The organism is Psychrobacter sp. T6-5 (assembly GCF_052258485.2).
Classification (GTDB): Bacteria; Pseudomonadota; Gammaproteobacteria; order Pseudomonadales; family Moraxellaceae; genus Psychrobacter.
The window spans coordinates 1,954,232-1,971,363 of the sequence record NZ_JBQQEY020000001.1 but is presented as its reverse complement, the minus strand read 5'-3'; the positions used below and the strand labels follow the sequence as shown (position 1 = coordinate 1,971,363).

At 41.0% G+C, this 17,132-nt stretch carries 16 protein-coding genes, 1 tRNA gene and 2 pseudogenes; 15 read left to right on the top strand and 4 right to left on the bottom strand.

The features are described 5' to 3' along the window. Positions 1–9: 9 nt before the first annotated feature. The 4 genes from ACTXGK_RS23110 (at position 10) to ACTXGK_RS23095 (ending at position 3,148) form a co-directional block, all read left to right on the top strand. On the top strand, positions 10–591 hold the full coding sequence (locus tag ACTXGK_RS23110; RefSeq protein WP_443516220.1) for a hypothetical protein: 582 nt from the start codon (positions 10–12) through the stop codon (positions 589–591). Between the two features lie 137 nt (positions 592–728). Then, positions 729–2,351, top strand: coding sequence for a hypothetical protein (locus tag ACTXGK_RS23105; protein ID WP_443516222.1), 1,623 nt, complete (start codon positions 729–731; stop codon positions 2,349–2,351). Between the two features lie 2 nt (positions 2,352–2,353). After that, positions 2,354–2,839, top strand: a complete 486-nt coding sequence (locus tag ACTXGK_RS23100; protein ID WP_443516224.1) for a PM0498 family protein — start codon at positions 2,354–2,356, stop codon at positions 2,837–2,839. Between the two features lie 168 nt (positions 2,840–3,007). Next, the gene (locus ACTXGK_RS23095; protein ID WP_443516226.1) at positions 3,008–3,148 is read left to right on the top strand and encodes a hypothetical protein; all 141 of its coding nucleotides are present in this window, start codon (positions 3,008–3,010) and stop codon (positions 3,146–3,148) included. 128 nt (positions 3,149–3,276) lie between these two features. Here the strand turns inward: ACTXGK_RS23095 and ACTXGK_RS23090 are convergent, their stop codons facing one another. After that, positions 3,277–3,912, bottom strand: a complete 636-nt coding sequence (locus ACTXGK_RS23090) for a TetR family transcriptional regulator C-terminal domain-containing protein (RefSeq protein WP_443516228.1) — start codon at positions 3,910–3,912, stop codon at positions 3,277–3,279. Between the two features lie 471 nt (positions 3,913–4,383). Here ACTXGK_RS23090 and rutA point away from each other — a divergent pair, with 471 nt between their 5' ends. From rutA to ACTXGK_RS23035, 11 genes and pseudogenes are all read left to right on the top strand, one after another. Continuing rightward, a complete protein-coding gene (rutA, locus tag ACTXGK_RS23085) occupies positions 4,384–5,487 on the top strand; it encodes a pyrimidine utilization protein A (RefSeq protein WP_443516230.1) in 1,104 nt (367 codons plus the stop codon). A 14-nt stretch (positions 5,488–5,501) separates the two neighbouring features. Next, positions 5,502–6,221: a pyrimidine utilization protein B gene (gene rutB, locus ACTXGK_RS23080; protein ID WP_443516232.1), complete on the top strand. Its 720-nt coding sequence runs from the start codon at positions 5,502–5,504 to the stop codon at positions 6,219–6,221. 75 nt (positions 6,222–6,296) lie between these two features. Then, complete coding sequence (gene rutC, locus ACTXGK_RS23075; protein ID WP_057761062.1) at positions 6,297–6,680, top strand: pyrimidine utilization protein C; 384 nt, start codon at positions 6,297–6,299, stop codon at positions 6,678–6,680. A gap of 137 nt (positions 6,681–6,817) precedes the next feature. After that, entirely contained in the window at positions 6,818–7,399 is a 582-nt protein-coding gene (rutF, locus tag ACTXGK_RS23070; protein WP_443516234.1) for an NADH-dependent FMN reductase RutF, read from the top strand. A 42-nt stretch (positions 7,400–7,441) separates the two neighbouring features. Further along, positions 7,442–8,800 (top strand): solute carrier family 23 protein, encoded by a 1,359-nt coding sequence (locus tag ACTXGK_RS23065; RefSeq protein WP_443516235.1) that lies wholly within the window; start codon positions 7,442–7,444, stop codon positions 8,798–8,800. Positions 8,801–8,840: 40 nt separating this feature from the next. Next, entirely contained in the window at positions 8,841–10,340 is a 1,500-nt protein-coding gene (locus tag ACTXGK_RS23060; RefSeq protein ID WP_443516237.1) for a CoA-acylating methylmalonate-semialdehyde dehydrogenase, read from the top strand. 109 nt (positions 10,341–10,449) lie between these two features. Continuing rightward, a pseudogene (ribB, locus tag ACTXGK_RS23055) lies at positions 10,450–11,091 on the top strand (3,4-dihydroxy-2-butanone-4-phosphate synthase); the annotation flags it as partial. Positions 11,092–11,238: 147 nt separating this feature from the next. Continuing rightward, positions 11,239–12,015: a pyrimidine utilization protein D gene (rutD, locus tag ACTXGK_RS23050; protein ID WP_443516238.1), complete on the top strand. Its 777-nt coding sequence runs from the start codon at positions 11,239–11,241 to the stop codon at positions 12,013–12,015. 18 nt (positions 12,016–12,033) lie between these two features. After that, on the top strand, positions 12,034–12,630 hold the full coding sequence (locus ACTXGK_RS23045; RefSeq protein ID WP_443516240.1) for a malonic semialdehyde reductase: 597 nt from the start codon (positions 12,034–12,036) through the stop codon (positions 12,628–12,630). Positions 12,631–12,843: 213 nt separating this feature from the next. Continuing rightward, positions 12,844–13,125 (top strand): annotated as a pseudogene (locus tag ACTXGK_RS23040) (hypothetical protein); the annotation flags it as partial. A gap of 177 nt (positions 13,126–13,302) precedes the next feature. Then, the gene (locus ACTXGK_RS23035) at positions 13,303–14,919 is read left to right on the top strand and encodes an NAD(P)/FAD-dependent oxidoreductase (protein ID WP_443516242.1); all 1,617 of its coding nucleotides are present in this window, start codon (positions 13,303–13,305) and stop codon (positions 14,917–14,919) included. A gap of 329 nt (positions 14,920–15,248) precedes the next feature. On the opposite strand, the gene ACTXGK_RS23030 is transcribed toward ACTXGK_RS23035, so the two are convergent. The 3 genes from ACTXGK_RS23030 to ACTXGK_RS23020 form a co-directional block, all read right to left on the bottom strand. Continuing rightward, a tRNA-Arg gene (locus tag ACTXGK_RS23030) sits at positions 15,249–15,324 on the bottom strand. 70 nt (positions 15,325–15,394) lie between these two features. Beyond that, positions 15,395–16,213, bottom strand: coding sequence for a hypothetical protein (locus tag ACTXGK_RS23025; protein WP_443516244.1), 819 nt, complete (start codon positions 16,211–16,213; stop codon positions 15,395–15,397). Between the two features lie 73 nt (positions 16,214–16,286). Then, on the bottom strand, positions 16,287–16,787 hold the full coding sequence (locus ACTXGK_RS23020; RefSeq protein WP_443516246.1) for a hypothetical protein: 501 nt from the start codon (positions 16,785–16,787) through the stop codon (positions 16,287–16,289). Positions 16,788–17,132 lie beyond the last annotated feature (345 nt).

The window sequence follows — 17,132 nt, the reverse complement described above, 5'->3', positions numbered from 1 at the left end:
GAACTTTTAATGAGTATTTCTTATAGTTACGTAGATATTGAAAATTTTAAAATGCTACATGTTGGAGAAGGTCGCGGTGCATGGCACCATTGGGGGTTAATGGATCATGAAGGTGTAACTATCAGACTGGATTATTTGGGCTATCCTGAAGAAAAGAGTTGTTATCTACCTTATTGTTTGTTGAAAAAGTTATATACCGCATTCGATAGCATGGGCACATATGTAGGTATATTATTTCCTGGAGAGCTTTACGAGATATTTGTAAGCCAACGATTTACTGAAGAGGAAAGTGAAAAAGCTTATGATGATAGAACAGGTTGCTTTTACTTGGATGTTTGTGAAGATGAAGAAGGTTATATACACTTAACTACTTTACTACCCGAGTTATTAGACATTAATGTTTTAGAGAAGATAGCAAAAGATCCTGCATTAGATATTGCGCTCTTTAATAAAGTTCATGATAGAGTAGTCTTAGACGGAACGGTCTGGAAATATAAGCATGCTAGATGGTCGCAAGAATGGATTGAATACTGTAATAAGTTGGTTGCAGAAAATACTGATTTGCAGCGTTTCGAACAAAAAGAGTTATAAGGTTTAGCTTGTATGAAGCCTATAATTCCAAGAAGAAGTAAAGTAAATTTAGTTAAAAGCTACGATTTTAAACGAATCGTAGCTTTTTTTATTTTTCAAACTAAAATACCACTACCTACGACAGCAAACAAAAGAACATGGGTTTTAATGCTGATATCGACATCGCAGGTGGTGGCGCAGGCTCTAGTCTTTCGGTTAATGGAGGCAAGACTGACTTAAGTGCGGATTATAAAGGGGTTGGTGAGCAGTCAGGCATCTTCACAGGCGATGGTGGTCTTGATCTTGCTGCTAAAGGAAAAACGACGCTGATAGGTGGTGCCATTACCACCACTGATGCGGCAGTAGCGGCTGGACGCAATAACTATACGAGTCTTGGCGGTATAGTCACCCAAGATATTGAGAACACCACGAGCTATGAGGGTGATGCGATCTCTGTAGGTTTAAGTGTGGGTAAAGATAAAAACCCTAGCATGAACGGCCTTGGCTATGGCAGTGATAGTGACAGTGATAGCAGTGTGACTCGTGCAGGTATCACAGGTATTGCAGGTAATAAAGACATCACCACGGACAACCGCGCAGAGTATGCAGGCATTCTTGAGAATAGCTTTGATGCTGGTCGAGTTAATAAAGAGCTTGGGGCGCAGACGCAGATTACGCAGGAGTTTGGCAAGGAAGCGCCGAAGGCGGTAGGAGACTTTGCGAGTAACCGTCAATTAGATCTTATCAATGAAGGTAAAGTAGATGAAGCCGATAAATGGGCAGAAGGTGGCACTTATCGCGTTGCCTTACATACGTTAGTTGGCGCTATTGCAACAGGTAGTGTAGAAGGTGCATTAGCCAGTGGAACCACGGCGGTTTCTGTTCCAGCAGTAGATAAGTATTTAGAGAAGCAAGGCGTTGATGAGACCACTCGTGATGCACTTTTATTAGGTTTATCAACAGCAGCTGGCGCACTAGTAGGTGGAGATACTGCGAGTACGGCTACGAGTTTTAGTCAGACGCAGAATAATTATCTTAATCATATTCAGCTGCAACAGTGGATTAATGACTTAAAAAAAGCGAAAGGAAATGGAAGGCGTATAGAAGAAATTAATAATTTTTATAAAAACTTAGATAAAAAGCAACAAACCGCATTTGCTAATGATTGTGAGACAAACTATAACTATCAAAAATGTGGAGAGCATGTAAAAAACTATTATGCTGGAAGCGGGCAGTATAAAGGCAATACACTTTTCGACCCCAAACTATATTCTCAGATAGAGAATCTAGGTGGACTCGGAAGAGGGAGTTTACGTACAGGGGTGACATTCAATAATGATCAGTTTTTAAGTCGATACTCAAGATGGGAAAGTGATGCCTCGTATAGACAAGATGGTATACTTGGACTCATAGCTCAAGGTGCAATAGGTGTAGGTGGTTCGCGTATTGTTAAAGGAGCTACTAGTAAAGCATCTAATAGCACTTCAAGTTCATCCATGTTAGGAGCAAATGGTACTCAAACTAGTAGTAAAACTGTTTGGAAAGAAAAAGGTTCAAAAGCAAGAATAGATGTGGAGAATCCAGCTCCTGGAGAGCGACCTGGTCAAGTACATTATCAAGATGCTAATAACGCTAAGTACTATTATAATCCAGCGGATGGAAAACTTTACACTGGTAAAATCTCTGATGGTCTAGTAGCACCAAAGTCTATACAAAAATTACTAAAAAATGATGATTTTAAAAATGGCATCAATAAAGGCTTAAAATACTTAGGAGAATAATCGTGATCTATGCTAACTCACTAATGTCAAGTTATCTAACATCTAACAAAGGTATAATATTGGAAAGCGATTTAGACAAAAGACTGGAAGATGTACTTAAGCAAGGTTTCTTAGCTGTTGACGATTGTATATTTTTAGCAGAAACCTTTCCTACTAACTATAATAAGGATTCACTTAATAAGAAAGAAATTGAGGAAGATTTTCTTGATTTTTCTGGCTTCGAGGCTTCAACTAATAAATTTCATATTGAAGATTTTACGGATAAAGATCCTTTCGTTCAATCAATAATATTTTTAAATAAATTTAAGAAAAAATGGTATGGTAATTTTCCTTTAGAAGGTCTTACTGTTTTAGTAAGTTTTCAAGATGATGATATTGGAAAGTTTTCGACATTCACATTTCATAAAAATAGAAAAAATGAGGTAGTCTATGATCCTAAAAGGATTGACCTAAATAGTGAGCCTATATATTTGGAGGTTATATCTTAATTATGCACAATATACTTAAGGCATCTGGTAACTAAAAAGATTGCTCTTATGTAAAATAGTAGTTTTTAAGGTGTGTGACTAAGCTAAAAGCTATGATACTTAATATATCGTAGCTTTTTTCATTTTTCAAAATACAACACCGCCACCTATGACAGCAAACAAAAGAACATGGGCTTTAGCGCTGATATTGCTATAAAAGGAGTCGGCTCTAGTCTTTCGGTCAATGGTGGCAAAACCAATCTTAACTCTGACTACAAAGCTGTTGGCGAGCAGTCAGGCATCTTCACAGGCGATTTGGCTCTGATCTGACCGCTGGCGGTAAAACCACGCTCATAGGTGGGGCAATTACCAAAACTGACTCTGCGTTACAAACAGGATTCAAGAACTATGTCAGCAAAGGCGGTATAGAAATGCAAGACATCGATACCAATATCAAATTATATAATCAAACTATCTACAAGAAGTTGAATGCTAGTGTTTAATGCATCATTGGCGAATTTCTTATTTCTTAAACTATGATTACAAATAGCTTCAGTTTGCGTAGAAAAGTCAGAGTAGTGCTGAGTGACTGCCCAAATATGGAAAATTAAATGGATCGCAGAAACTGACTTAATCTTATTATCTGCAATCCACCCGTCGATCACTGCTACCTTTTCTCGCACCAAATATCTTAAAGGCCCCTTCAGCACCCCCATTAAGTGAGGCGCTCCTTGCATAATCTCTAGTGCATATAGTCTCGACGCTGCAGGTGATTTCTTTGAAATCTTATATTTTTCTTCGATATAAGTTTTGAGCGCATTTCTTGGATCTTGGTTGACGTTAATATTGCTCAAAGGGGACAACCACTCACTCAGCACCGCTTCCAAAGCAGCAATATACAGAACCTCTTTACTGTCGAAGTAATAAAATATATTCGATTTAGAAATATCAGCCTCTTCCGCAATCCTCTCCATTCGTGCCCCATTTAGTCCTTCTTGTGAAAAGACGATCAATGCCGCATTGATGATATGTGCTTTTTTCTTTAGTACTTTCGAACTCGTTTCTGCCTCTTCTTTGAGCATGCTGTCTTTCACTGTCATGTCCTTCATTATAAAGTCGTGTAAACCTAATTTTAGATGATGGTTGATTCAATTTAAAAAATGGCCAAAGCAATCATTACAAGCGCCATTTATTGACCAATATCGCTCGCTCAGCAGCGATCAACACCTTATTAGTCTATGGATCACTAATCGCAGCGATAGCCCTCACCAACGTCCTTTTTGCTACTAATCTAACTCACCGTGTCCAGATTACCACCAAAATTCATTTTTCAAGTGTTTCTGCACTATTTTATAACAAACCGCACCGTTTTATAACAGTCCGCACTATTGTTATGCATTTTTTTAAACCATATGGTCTAAAAAAATTAGGGTAAAAATTATATAAGTTATTGATAAATATGAATAAAAAAATATGGCATGGGTTTTGCTTTGATAAAAAAGTAAAAGAATTTTCATTTCTTTTATAGCTTTCTTCTTCTCTTCTCAAAATCTATAGGTGACCTCATGGAAATAGGAATTTTTTGTCCGATTGGTAACAATGGTTGGTTAATCTCAAAAAACGCGCCTCAGTACAAACCGACATTTGAGCTCAACAAGCAAATTGTGCAACGTGCTGAGCATTACGGTTTTGATTTTGCGCTCTCAATGATCAAGCTGCGCGGTTTTGGCGGTGAGACTGAGTTTTGGGATTATAACCTTGAGAGCTTTACTTTGATGGCAGGACTCGCAGCAGTCACGTCCAAAATAAAAATCTATGCCACATCAGCAACGTTAGTGATGCCGCCCGCAATCGTAGCCAGAATGGCGTCGACGCTTGATAGTATCTCGAACGGACGCTTTGGATTGAATGTCGTGACTGGCTGGCAAGAAGCAGAGTACGGACAGATGGGCATGTGGCCAGGCGACGATTATTTTGGCAAGCGCTATGAGTATTTATCTGAATATGTACAAATCCTAAGGGATCTGTGGGCAACAGGCCAATCTGATTTGAAGGGTGAGTTCTTTCAGATGAATGATTGTCAGGTGAAGCCTATTCCAAAAGCGGATATGAAAATTATCTGTGCGGGTCAATCAGATACAGGTTTGGCGTTCTCTGCGAAATATGCTGATTACAACTTTGTCTTTGGTAAAGGTCTGAACACGCCAACTGCCTACGCTGGTATTAATGACCGCTTAAAAGTACATACAGATCAGACGGGCCGTAATGTTCCCACCTATGTGCTCTTTATGATCATCGCAGATGAGACCGATGAAAAAGCGCAAGCAAAATGGCAATCATACAATGATGGTGCGGATTTTGAAGCCATTGATTGGTTGCAGTCACAAGGTGGTAAGGACAAAACCTCAGGCAAAGATACCAATATTCGTCATATGGCCTCAAGCGTTTCGCCAGTGAATATCAATATGGGTACGCTGGTCGGCTCTTTTGAAAACGTCGCCAGCATGTTAGACGAAATCGCTGAAGTACAAGGTACGGATGGTGTCTTATTGACCTTTGATGATTTCGTGCAAGGTGTTGAGGATTTTGGTAGCAGAATTCAGCCTCTGATGAAGAGCCGCATCAATGTTGATACACCAGTGGCCAGCCAAGCTGTCAGCGAAGCCTAATAAAAGGAGCAGATATGAATTCGGTTAATACCATTTGTGCAGACTTTACCAAACAATCCTCTCCCGTTTTAGAGTCTTTGCCTGAACCTATCAAGTTAGATCCATCGCAAACCGCATTGATTGTCGTGGATATGCAAAACGCGTATGCCAGCCAAGGTGGTTATCTGGATTTGGCTGGGTTTGATGTGACGTCAACCAAACCCGTCATCGATAAAATCAAGCAAGCCGTGGATATTGCGCATCAATCTGGCATACAAGTCATCTATTTTAGAAATGGCTGGGATAACAAATATGTGGAGGCTGGTGGTAGCGGATCGCCCAATTATCACAAATCAAACGCCTTAAAAACCATGCGTAAAAACCCTAAACTTGAGGGGACTTTATTAGCAAAAGGGGGCTGGGATTATGAGTTGGTCGACGAGCTTAGCCCTGCGCCGCAAGACATCGTCATAGACAAACCTCGATATAGCGGCTTCGCGAATACCAATTTCGATAGCGTATTGCGGTCACGAGGCATACGCAATCTATTGTTCACAGGTATCGCGACCAACGTCTGTGTTGAATCGACGCTTCGAGATGGATTTTTCCTTGAGTATTTTGGGGTGTTATTAGATGACGCTTGTTATCAGGCAGGGCCAGTAGAGGCTCATGACGCCACCCTCTATAACGTAAAAACCTTTTTTGGTTGGGTGTCTAACGTTGCCAGCATGCAGCAGTGTTTTTCGAATAGCTAACGTTTTACTTAGCCAGTTTTTAGCAACCTAAACCACGATTTTCATACTTAATCTAACCGCAATAGGAATGTAGATATGTCTAAACAAGTGATCATACCTGAAGGTACAAGCAAACCGTTAGCTCCCTATGTCCCAGCGACTAAGGCCGATAATATCGTTTATGTCTCAGGCACTTTGCCCTTTGATGAAAATAATGATGTCGTACATGTGGGTGATGCCGCCGCGCAAACTCGCCATGTATTAACAACGATTCAAAACGTTATTCAAACCGCTGGCGGCGATATGGATGATGTGACGTTTAATTCAATCTTTGTAAAAGACTGGGCAGATTATGATGCGGTTAACCAAGTCTATGCAGAATTTTTTCCCAATGAAAAGCCAGCGAGATTTTGTATCCAATGTGGATTGGTAAAACCAGACGCCCTCGTCGAAATCGCGTCCATAGCGCACATTGGATAAAAACCTGCTTAAAAATAACTGCAGTTAGTGAATTTAAAGTTACCTGACATCGAACCCTCTAGCATTGCATTGGACTGTAGTAGGGCGCTTTAGTTGACTACACATGTGGCGGAATATTGTTTAAAAGGAAGTGACAGATGAATACAGTAATTAAAGAAAGCCAAGCAACGCAATCCTCATTAATGAAACATAAGTCTAAAGAATCATTCACCTCTACGGCAGGAAACTTAACCGACATGCAGCAGTCTTTTAGAGATGCGATGAGCAAGCTGGCGGCTGCCGTGAACATTATTACCACTGAGGGTCCGGCAGGGCGGGCAGGGTTTACCGCCTCAGCGGTGTGCAGTGTCACTGACGAACCGCCAACCCTATTAGTATGTTTAAACAGAAGCGCGTCTGTATACAAATTTTTTAAAGAAAATATGGTGCTATGTGTCAACACACTTGGTCTTGAGCATCAAGATTTAAGCGGTGTCTTCGGCGGCAAAAAGGCATTAGAAGAAAGATTTGAGCAAGGCAATTGGTCCACGTTGTCAACCGGATCGCCTGTATTAGAAGATGCCAGTATCTCTTTTGATTGCAAAATCAAGCTCATCAGCTCGGTAGGAACCCACGATATTCTTATTTGTGAAGTATTGGATATCAAACACAAGCCTGATTGTGAAAGTCTCATCTATTTCAATCGAGGCTACCATCAATTGAGTAAGTGCACGAATTAAGTGTACTAAGTGTCACCCCTCTACTTTTTAAGGATATTCAAAATGGATAAATGGTTTGTGAAATGGCGTCCCTACACTGGGAACCTAGAAAAGACACCGGTAGGTATCAATGAATACTTACCAATGGGTAAAAGCGTGGTGTTAGGCGCACAGCACTCATTCGCCATGTTCGGTGCGACAATCTTAGCCCCGTTATTGATGGGATTCGATCCTAGCTTAACAATGCTTATCACTGGTATAGGCACGATACTTTTCTTTCTTATCACGGGCGGTCACGTACCCAGTTATTTGGGTTCTAGCTTTGCATTTATCGGAGCGGTCGCAGCAGTGACAGGATATAGCGGCACGGGTATCAATCCAAATATTGGTATTGCACTTGGGGGCACACTGGTCTGCGGGGTCTTATATGCACTGATGGGTCTGCTGGTAATGAAAACAGGTGCAGGGTGGATTGAGAACCTGATGCCACCTGTGGTCACTGGGTCCATCGTCATGATTATTGGGTTGAACTTAGCGCCTGTCACCATACAAAGCGTTATCGGCAGTAGCTTTGACTCTTGGATGGCGTTGGTCACCGTGTTATGTATTTGTTCAGTCGCCGTATTTACTAAAGGTATGGTCAGACGCTTGTTATTGTTAATAGGTCTAGTCGCTGCATATTTTATTTATTTCCTATTAACCAATGTCTTAGGCATGGGTAAGCCTATTGATTTTAGTCCAATTGCGAATGCTGCTTGGTTTGGTATTCCAACCCTTTATTCTCCTGTCTTTGAGACCAGTGCCATATTAGTCATTGCACCTGTCTTTATCATCTTAATCGCTGAAAACCTTGGGCATTTCAAAGCAGTAGAAGCCATGACTGGCAAAAGTATCTCACCTTATATGGGTAGAGCATTCTTCGCTGACGGCCTTTGCACCACGCTTTCGGCTTCGGTAGGCGGCACTGGTATGACGACCTATGCAGAAAATATCGGCGTGATGGCAGCGACCAAAATTTACTCTACCGTCGTCTTTGTCATAGCAGGTGTTTTTGCAATCTTATTGGGTTTATCCCCTAAGTTTGGAACCTTAGTCAGTACCATTCCTGTGCCTATTTTGACCGGTGCTTCAATCGTTGTCTTTGGTTTAATCACGATTGCTGGTGCGCGCATTTGGATGAATGCAAAAATTGATTTTAGTAAGAATGGCAATATGTTGGTAGCCGCCGTTCCAGTCATCCTAGGTACTGGCAACTATTCACTAAACATTGCAGGTTTTGATTTGGGCGGCATCGGTACCGCTACTTTTTTAGCCATTCTTATGAACCTCGCTTTCAATTTTAAAAACAAACAAAAAGAGGTGAGCGTGACCACTGAGAGAGAAATCGCTACATCAGAGCCACTCTTAAAACTCAATCCATAAATTTAAAACCCTATTTGATCTTACCTTAAGGAATCGTGTCATGAATACAGAACCACGCAGCGTACAACAATTGATCAATGGCGAATTTACCGAATCAACGACCACGGAATGGATTGATATCACCAATCCAGCCACGCAAGAAGTTATCGCTAAGGTACCACAGTCAACACCTGAGGAAATTGATCAAGCCATCAAAACGGCATCTGAGGCCTTTCAGAGTTGGCGTGTCACACCCATCAGCAAACGAGCCCGCGTTTTCCTAAAGTATCAACAACTGATACGTGAGCATATGGATGAGCTGGCAGTGCTATTGACTGAAGAACAAGGTAAAACGCTGGCAGACGCTAGAGGTGATGTGTTTAGAGGTCTTGAGGTCGTAGAACACGCATCAGGTATCGGTAACTTGCAACAAGGGGGCTACATTGAAAACGTCGCTAGTAGTGTGGATATGTATACCGTGCAGCAGCCAATAGGTGTCTGTGCGGGTATTACTCCCTTTAACTTTCCTGCCATGATACCGCTATGGATGTTTCCAATGGCCATCGCTACAGGCAACACGTTTATCTTAAAACCCTCTGAACAAAACCCAATCGTTACCATGAGATTGGTCGAGTTGGCGCTTGAGGCGGGTATACCAAAAGGGGTATTGAATGTGGTTCATGGTGGTAAAGATACAGTGGATGCACTATGCGATCACCCTGACATAAAAGCGATATCTTTTGTAGGTTCAACCGCAGTGGGTAAGCATGTCTATGATCGAGCCAGTCAGGCTGGCAAACGTGTGCAATGTATGATGGGTGCAAAAAACCATGCCGTTATCATGCCTGACGCCAATAAAGAGCAAAGCTTAAATCAGTTAGCAGGCGCAGCATTTGGCGCAGCAGGGCAGCGATGCATGGCACTGTCTGTCGTCGTATTGGTTGGAGAGTCTAAACAGTGGGTTGATGAAATTGTAGAAAAATCAGCACAGCTAGTAGTGTCTGCTGGCAAGGATGACAAAGATTTAGGTCCGCTAATATCTAAGCAAGCCAAAGCCCGTGTCGAGCGCTTAATCCAAGCGGGAATTGATGAAGGGGCGCATCTAAGACTAGATGGCCGTGGTTGTCAGGTAGCAGGTTATGAAGATGGCAACTTTGTTGGCCCAACCATCTTGGACAATGTAACCACTGATATGAGCTGCTATACCGAAGAAATTTTTGGCCCTGTCCTATGCATTATGTATGCCGACACGCTTGAGGAAGCCATTAAGATTATCAATACCAATCCAAATGGTAATGGCACTGCAATTTTTACCCAGTCTGGCGCCCATGCACATAAGTTCCAACAAGATATCGATGTTGGACAAGTCGGTATTAATTTACCAATTCCAGTACCGCTACCGATGTTTTCGTTTACAGGGTCTAGAGCCAGTAAGCTCGGTGACTTAGGTCCTTACGGTAAGCAAGCGGTGCAGTTTTATACGCAGACCAAAACAGTGATATCACGCTGGTTTGATGAAGATGCTAGTGAAGGCGTAAATACCACAATCTCTATGAAGTAGGTATACGGCCGTATCAAACGTAGGACGTTATGTAGAGCGTGTGATTAATTGACAATAGGCTCTACATAACAACATACAAAAGCAAATATAAGTACAAATGGTGGATTTTATGAATATCAATACAATACCAGAAATCATTGAAGATATTAAAGCTGGCAAGATGGTCATAATCATGGATGATGAGGATCGGGAAAATGAAGGTGACCTGATTATGGCAGCCACTTTAGCCAAACCTGATGATATCAATTTTATGATTACACATGCCAAAGGTTTGGTTTGTTTGACCTTGACCTCCGAGCGTTGCAAAAAATTAAAACTACCCCTCATGTGCAAAGACAACCAAGCACCTTATAGTACGAATTTCACTGTTTCCATTGATGCAGCAAAAGGCGTAAGTACCGGAATATCAACGGCAGACAGAGCTCAGACCATCAGAACTGCCGTGTCCAAAGACGTTACCTTTGATGACGTCGTAACCCCAGGCCATATTTTCCCATTAATGGCTAAAGAGGGTGGTGTTCTAGAACGCGCTGGGCATACTGAGGCAGGTTGCGATTTAACAAGACTGGCTGGCTTAGAGCCTGCCGCGGTTATCGTAGAAATTATCAACCAAGATGGTGAAATGGCTCGTAGAGACGATCTGATGAAATTCGCCGATACTCACAATCTAAAGGTTGGCACCATAGACGCGTTAATTAAATATATTAAGTCTCAAGATACCGTTGAAAATAAAAGTGAAAGCAAAGTCGAAAATTTCGAGGAAACCGTAGCGTATGACTATGATGAAAGCGATGAGCGTATGGTTGAATTGATTTAGTTGATTGAACTCAACTTGATTTTATAAGTTATTAGATACTTTTACCGCAATTTGAATTTTACTAAAATTGGATGAAACCCTATGTTAGTTAAAAAATATCCTTGTAAGAACGACACGTCAGAAACGATCGTATTTAGTTCAGGTTTAGGCGGGCATGCTGATTTTTGGTTACCTCAAATTGAGTATTTTACCGAGCATTACAATGTGATTTGCTATGAACAAGAGGGCGTATCACCTGATAGTGACCTCTTACCCGATGACTATTCTATGCAAGATTTAGCAGAACAATTAATTGAAATTTTAAAACGAGAAGGACTATCTAATTGTCATTTCGTCGGTCACGCACTGGGCGGATTCATTGGTATGGAAGTCGCTTATAAAGCACCAGAACTGTTAGATAAACTGGTCATCTTAAATGGTTGGGAAAGCCTCGATCCTCACACGATTAAATGTTTTAGCATGCGAACCAGTTTGCTACAAGATACAGGTATAGAAGCATTTGTACGCGCCCAAGCGATATTTTTATACCCGCCTATATGGATATCAAACAACATAGAAGCACTCACGCAAAAAGAGGATAAAGCTATTGCTAATTTTGCTCCCGTTAAGAACGTCTTAACGAGATTAAAAGCCTTACAGTCTTACCAACCCCTGATGAATGCTAAGCATATCAAAAACGAAACTTTAGTTTTAAGCAATCTTGATGATGTTTTGGTGCCATGGCAACGCGGTCTGGCGCTAGCCGATAGTATGCAAAACGCCCAGTTTGAGTTAATGGTGACGGGTGGACATGCCAGTACAATCACAGAGACCTGCTCAACCAATAGCAAAATCCTTCAATTCTTATCCAAAATTTAATATCAATAAGGAAATGTTATGACTGACTCCCTATCGTTATCCTCAGAAGGTCTTGATCAGCTGTTTGGTAAGGCCAGATCCTTTAACGCTTGGCAAAAAAAAGACGTGCCAGATGTACTACTTGAAGAGATCTATCACTTGGTTAAAATGGCGCCTACTTCGGCTAACTGTTCACCGGCGCGGTTTGTATTTCTCAAATCTGATGACGCTAAAGCACGCTTAGAGCCAGCATTGTCATCAGGTAATATCGAAAAAACAATGACGGCACCTGTCACAGTGATTGTCGCTTATGATAATGAGTTTTATGATCAGCTTCCCAAATTATTCCCACATACGGATGCCAGATCGTGGTTTAACTCTAGTCCTGAACTGATAAAAGAAACGGCGTTTAGAAACAGTTCTATGCAAGCAGCCTATCTAATTTTGGTTTGTAGAGCCTTGGGTTTAGACACCGGCCCTATGTCTGGATTTAATAATGAATTAATAGATAAAACTTTTCTTAAAGACAGTAATTGTTCCTCAAACCTACTCATCAATATAGGTTATGGTCAAGAGGATCAGTTATACAGCCGTCTGCCAAGATTGGACTTTGATGAGGCTTGTCAGATCTTGTAAAAACAAGCGATTCATCCACTATGTCATCTTATTTTAGGAGTAATGGACTGAATTGAGGCTATGTGGAGGGGTTATGTTTTTGGCTCCTTCACTTAATAATTAAGGGAATCATGAAAGTTATCACTCTTATAAATACTATTATGGAAAATTCCTTTTTAATCCATCGATAATCCCCCCAAAACTAAGACTGTTGCATCTGATAAAAGTATGATTATCACCAAACAGTATCATTTTAAAGGTTCAATGAGCGGTAAGGGTAACCACTACGGGCATAGTCCTCCGTCTCGAACTTTGATAATTGTCTCCCAGACAGTTACTCTTCTTTGCTCATTTGATAACCCAAACATAGAAAGCTTCTGGCCTACATTAAAAAATGAGTTTATGTATCACCAAGACTATAAAACAAGGTCTATAGTGATTAACGATATCATTGGATATATCGAGCTTGATGATAATAAGGAGCGATCAGCAAAGGACTGCTCTGCAGCGCCGTAAGACAAGAGCTGTGCTCACAGTGAAACGAGCACTCAAAAGGGTTTAAGCTATAGATTGCCAAAAAAGATGTAATCTGACTTTTACCATTAGGTTGCTTAATTAAAATATTTATTCGCTTATTTGTATCAGTACCAGTAAAATGCGAGACTGTTTTCTACACGAGTTTATGAGTAACCAATGATACGTTTAACTGAAATTAAATTGCCATTAAATCATGCACCTGAAGAGCTAACGACTGCTATAACGACAAAACTTAAAATCTCTGCTGAGCAAATGGCATCATTTGTGATGTTTAAACGTGGTTATGATGCTCGTAATAAAAGAAATATCCAATTAATTTATACGCTAGACATCATACTGACCGATTCGGATTTAGCCAATGATTTACTGGTTCAATTTGAGTCAGACAACCATGTTAAACCAACACCAGATACCAGCTACAAATATGTAGGTAAAGCGCCAGAGGAATTAACTGAGCGCCCTGTGGTTATTGGTTTTGGACCTTGTGGTTTATTAGCAGGACTCACCCTTGCTCAAATGGGTTTTAAACCTATTATCATCGAACGTGGTAATGAAGTAAGACAACGCACCAAAGACACCTTTGGCTTTTGGCGTCAGCGTAAATTAAACACAGAATCAAACGTACAATTTGGTGAAGGCGGCGCGGGTACGTTCTCCGACGGTAAATTATATAGCCAAGTAAAAGATCCAAATCATTATGGCCGTAAAGTAATGACAGAATTTGTAAAAGCAGGCGCACCAGAGGAGATTTTGTTTGTTAGTAAACCGCACATAGGTACTTTTAAATTAGTCAGTATGGTAGAAAAAATGCGTGCCCAGATCATAAAGCTTGGCGGTGAAATCCGTTTTGCTACTCGCGTAGACGACTTGCATATAACTGACTCAAAAGTAACTGGCGTGACACTTAATAGTGGTGAAACCTTAAAAACCAACCATGTTGTTCTTGCTATTGGTCATAGCGCCCGAGACACTTTTGAAATGATCCATGATAAAGGCGTGTATGTTGAAGCAAAACCTTTCTCAATTGGCTTTAGGATTGAACACAAGCAGTCAACCATAGATAAAGCACGCTTTGGCGACAATGCTGGAAACGAAATACTTGGCGCTGCGGATTACAAATTGGTTCATCACTGCAAAAACGGTCGTTCTGTTTATAGCTTCTGCATGTGTCCAGGCGGAACCGTTGTTGCCGCCGCATCAGAAGAGGGCCGTGTAGTCACTAACGGCATGAGCCAATATTCAAGGAACGAGCGCAACGCCAACAGCGCTATTGTTGTAGGTATCGACCCAGAGCGAGATTACCCAAATCACCCTCTTGCTGGTATCGACTTACAAAGACAACTAGAGACTTTAGCGTTTGAATTAGGCGGCAAAGACTACAATGCACCAGCACAAACCATTGGCGATTTCTTAAAAGGTAAACCAAATTCAGAATTAGGCGATGTAAAACCCTCCTACACACCGGGCATTACCTTAACCGACTTAAGCAAAGCATTACCAGATTTTGCCGTGGATGCCATACGTGAAGCCATTCCAGCGTTTAATAAAAAAATCCAAGGATTTTCATCTGACGACGGTTTACTCACTGGCGTAGAAACCAGAACATCGTCACCGATAAGTATTAAACGCAATAAAGATTTTCAAAGCATTAATACCAAAGGCTTATTCCCTGCAGGCGAAGGCGCAGGCTATGCAGGCGGTATATTATCAGCAGGGATTGATGGTATTAAAGTGGCCGAAGCTGTAGCGAAATCGATGTTGAAGATAGATTAAGAGCGGCTTTAGGCAAACCCCAATATTAACCCTTTTACCCAGATGAAAATATGCGATCGAAAAAGCCTTTCAAGCTTTATACTTAATAGCTTGAAAGGCTTTTTTTGTATTTTGGAGATGGAGAATTATTCTCATGCTTTCAATAAGTTTGGACATCTTAAAAGCATAAGTTGATTGGGCTAATAAGCGATACCGGATATTTTGTGTTTTGACGATATGCTGCATGAAAATACATCGTAAGTTATGTAATGTTATGATGCGATAATAAATAAAAAAGCCCCATAACCAAAAGGTTGTGGGGCTTTAAAATAAGCTAAAAATACCATAATTGGTGCGCCCACCAAGACTCGAACTCGGATCGATCGCTTAGGAGGCAACTGCTCTATCCTGTTGAGCTATAGGCGCATTATGGAGTGACATTGTAGGAAAAAGCCGCCATAAAAGCAATCAACAAAAGACAAATAGGGATAATTTGTCATTTATCTCCATTGCTAAGAGCATCAGCGACATCTACTGGATTATCACCTGATGCTTTTTTTGCCCGTGATGTTGGTTGAAACAAGTCGTTCACGCTATTCTCATAACCATTAATATTATAATAATCGTATTTTTCTAAAATACCTTGGCCCGTACTAGAGAGTAAGAAATTGCGAAAACTAACGGCAACAGTACGGTCTGTCAAAACAACGCCTTCGAGCTCCTGCTTATCTTTCAAGGCATAATTAAAAGAGGTTAGTGTACGTGCCTCTTTATTATCGTTCTCGGTAGTTGCCTGCTCACTATCAGTATTTCCGCTATCGGTTTCATCCTCTGTAATAACTGTATTGGTGTTTTCCTTACTCTGGTTATCTTGGTGTTGAGACGCTGTCAGCTCTGCTTGTAACGGCGCGAGACGATCTGCCGATAGCCTATCATTTGCGATAATGACGTCTGTATTAAAAGCGGCGTCGCTGTCGTTGTTAGCAACGATATTATTGTTTGATAAGGTCAAAAGTGTGTTTGGCGGCACATAGTTTGCCAATACTTGAATATGAGGATAACGAGATTCAAAACTGACAATAATATCGTCCAACGGCACTTGCAGATTCTCTGCTGCACGGACATACAGGACACTATCAGGCACAGTTTTGGCAGTCTCATCGCCTTTAGCAGTTACAGACTCATTCTCACTTGCCATGATAGGTAGCGGATCTATATTTTTACGATTGTGGGTCCACAACCACGTAATCAGAGCGATAAAAATTGCTAGCAGCAATAAAATTAGCCCAGCCAGTAGCAGCTTGTAGTCTTTCATATATTACCGCTCTTTTATTAATGGATTCAGTTCAAAATTTACACAACACACTATAGGTGATATATGGCTTGAGTCAAAGATTTTGATCAAGTACTTCATTGGTTAGCTCTGTCAACATCTCTGCAAACACATCCGTATTCACAAAAGAAGGCGTAGACGCAGGGGTTTTATTCTCAGTACGGTTATTACTAAGCGAGGCAGGCTGGCTATCAATCGCCTTTGTATAAGCTGTTGCTTGATGTGCCGCCAATGGCGACTGACCGATCATAAGCTTGTCTTTTAGCCATTTAAACCCATGTGCCTCCCACCATGCTTCAAAACGAGATAAGGTGCTACCACGTACTGCAACAGGCAGATCTAATGTGCGTAGTTTCTGTGCCAACACAGGATCGCTAATGGCTTGGTGAATGCTGAGGTAAAGCGAACCACTGTCGTCAGTATAAGGACGTCTGTTTTGCCATGATCTATCATCGATTTTCATACGCGGTAATTGCCATAGCTCACCACGATAGTAAACAACGTATAAACGTTGTTTAGGATGAACAAAAATGGCATCAATGGGACGCAAAGGCATAATGTTAAATCATCTCGTGATAATGAGGGTTAGGTCTAAATAAGGTATAGAAAATAACTTAAAAGAGCGGCAATGTATATTTTATTATCATAACTATGAGCAGTGCTACAAAGCGACATTAGATGTCGCAAGATAGTATAATGCTGATATCTATACTGGTAAACATCGAACATCAGTGGCACACTGACAGAGCATATACGTGGCTTACAAAAGCGTATTGTACATCATATAATGCTAGCAGAAATGCATTATAGTGACGACTGCCAAAGATGTATTGATGAGTATCAATTCGGGCTTCATTGCTACTTTCTGTGGCACTTTTATTACAAGCGTAGTGATTGACAG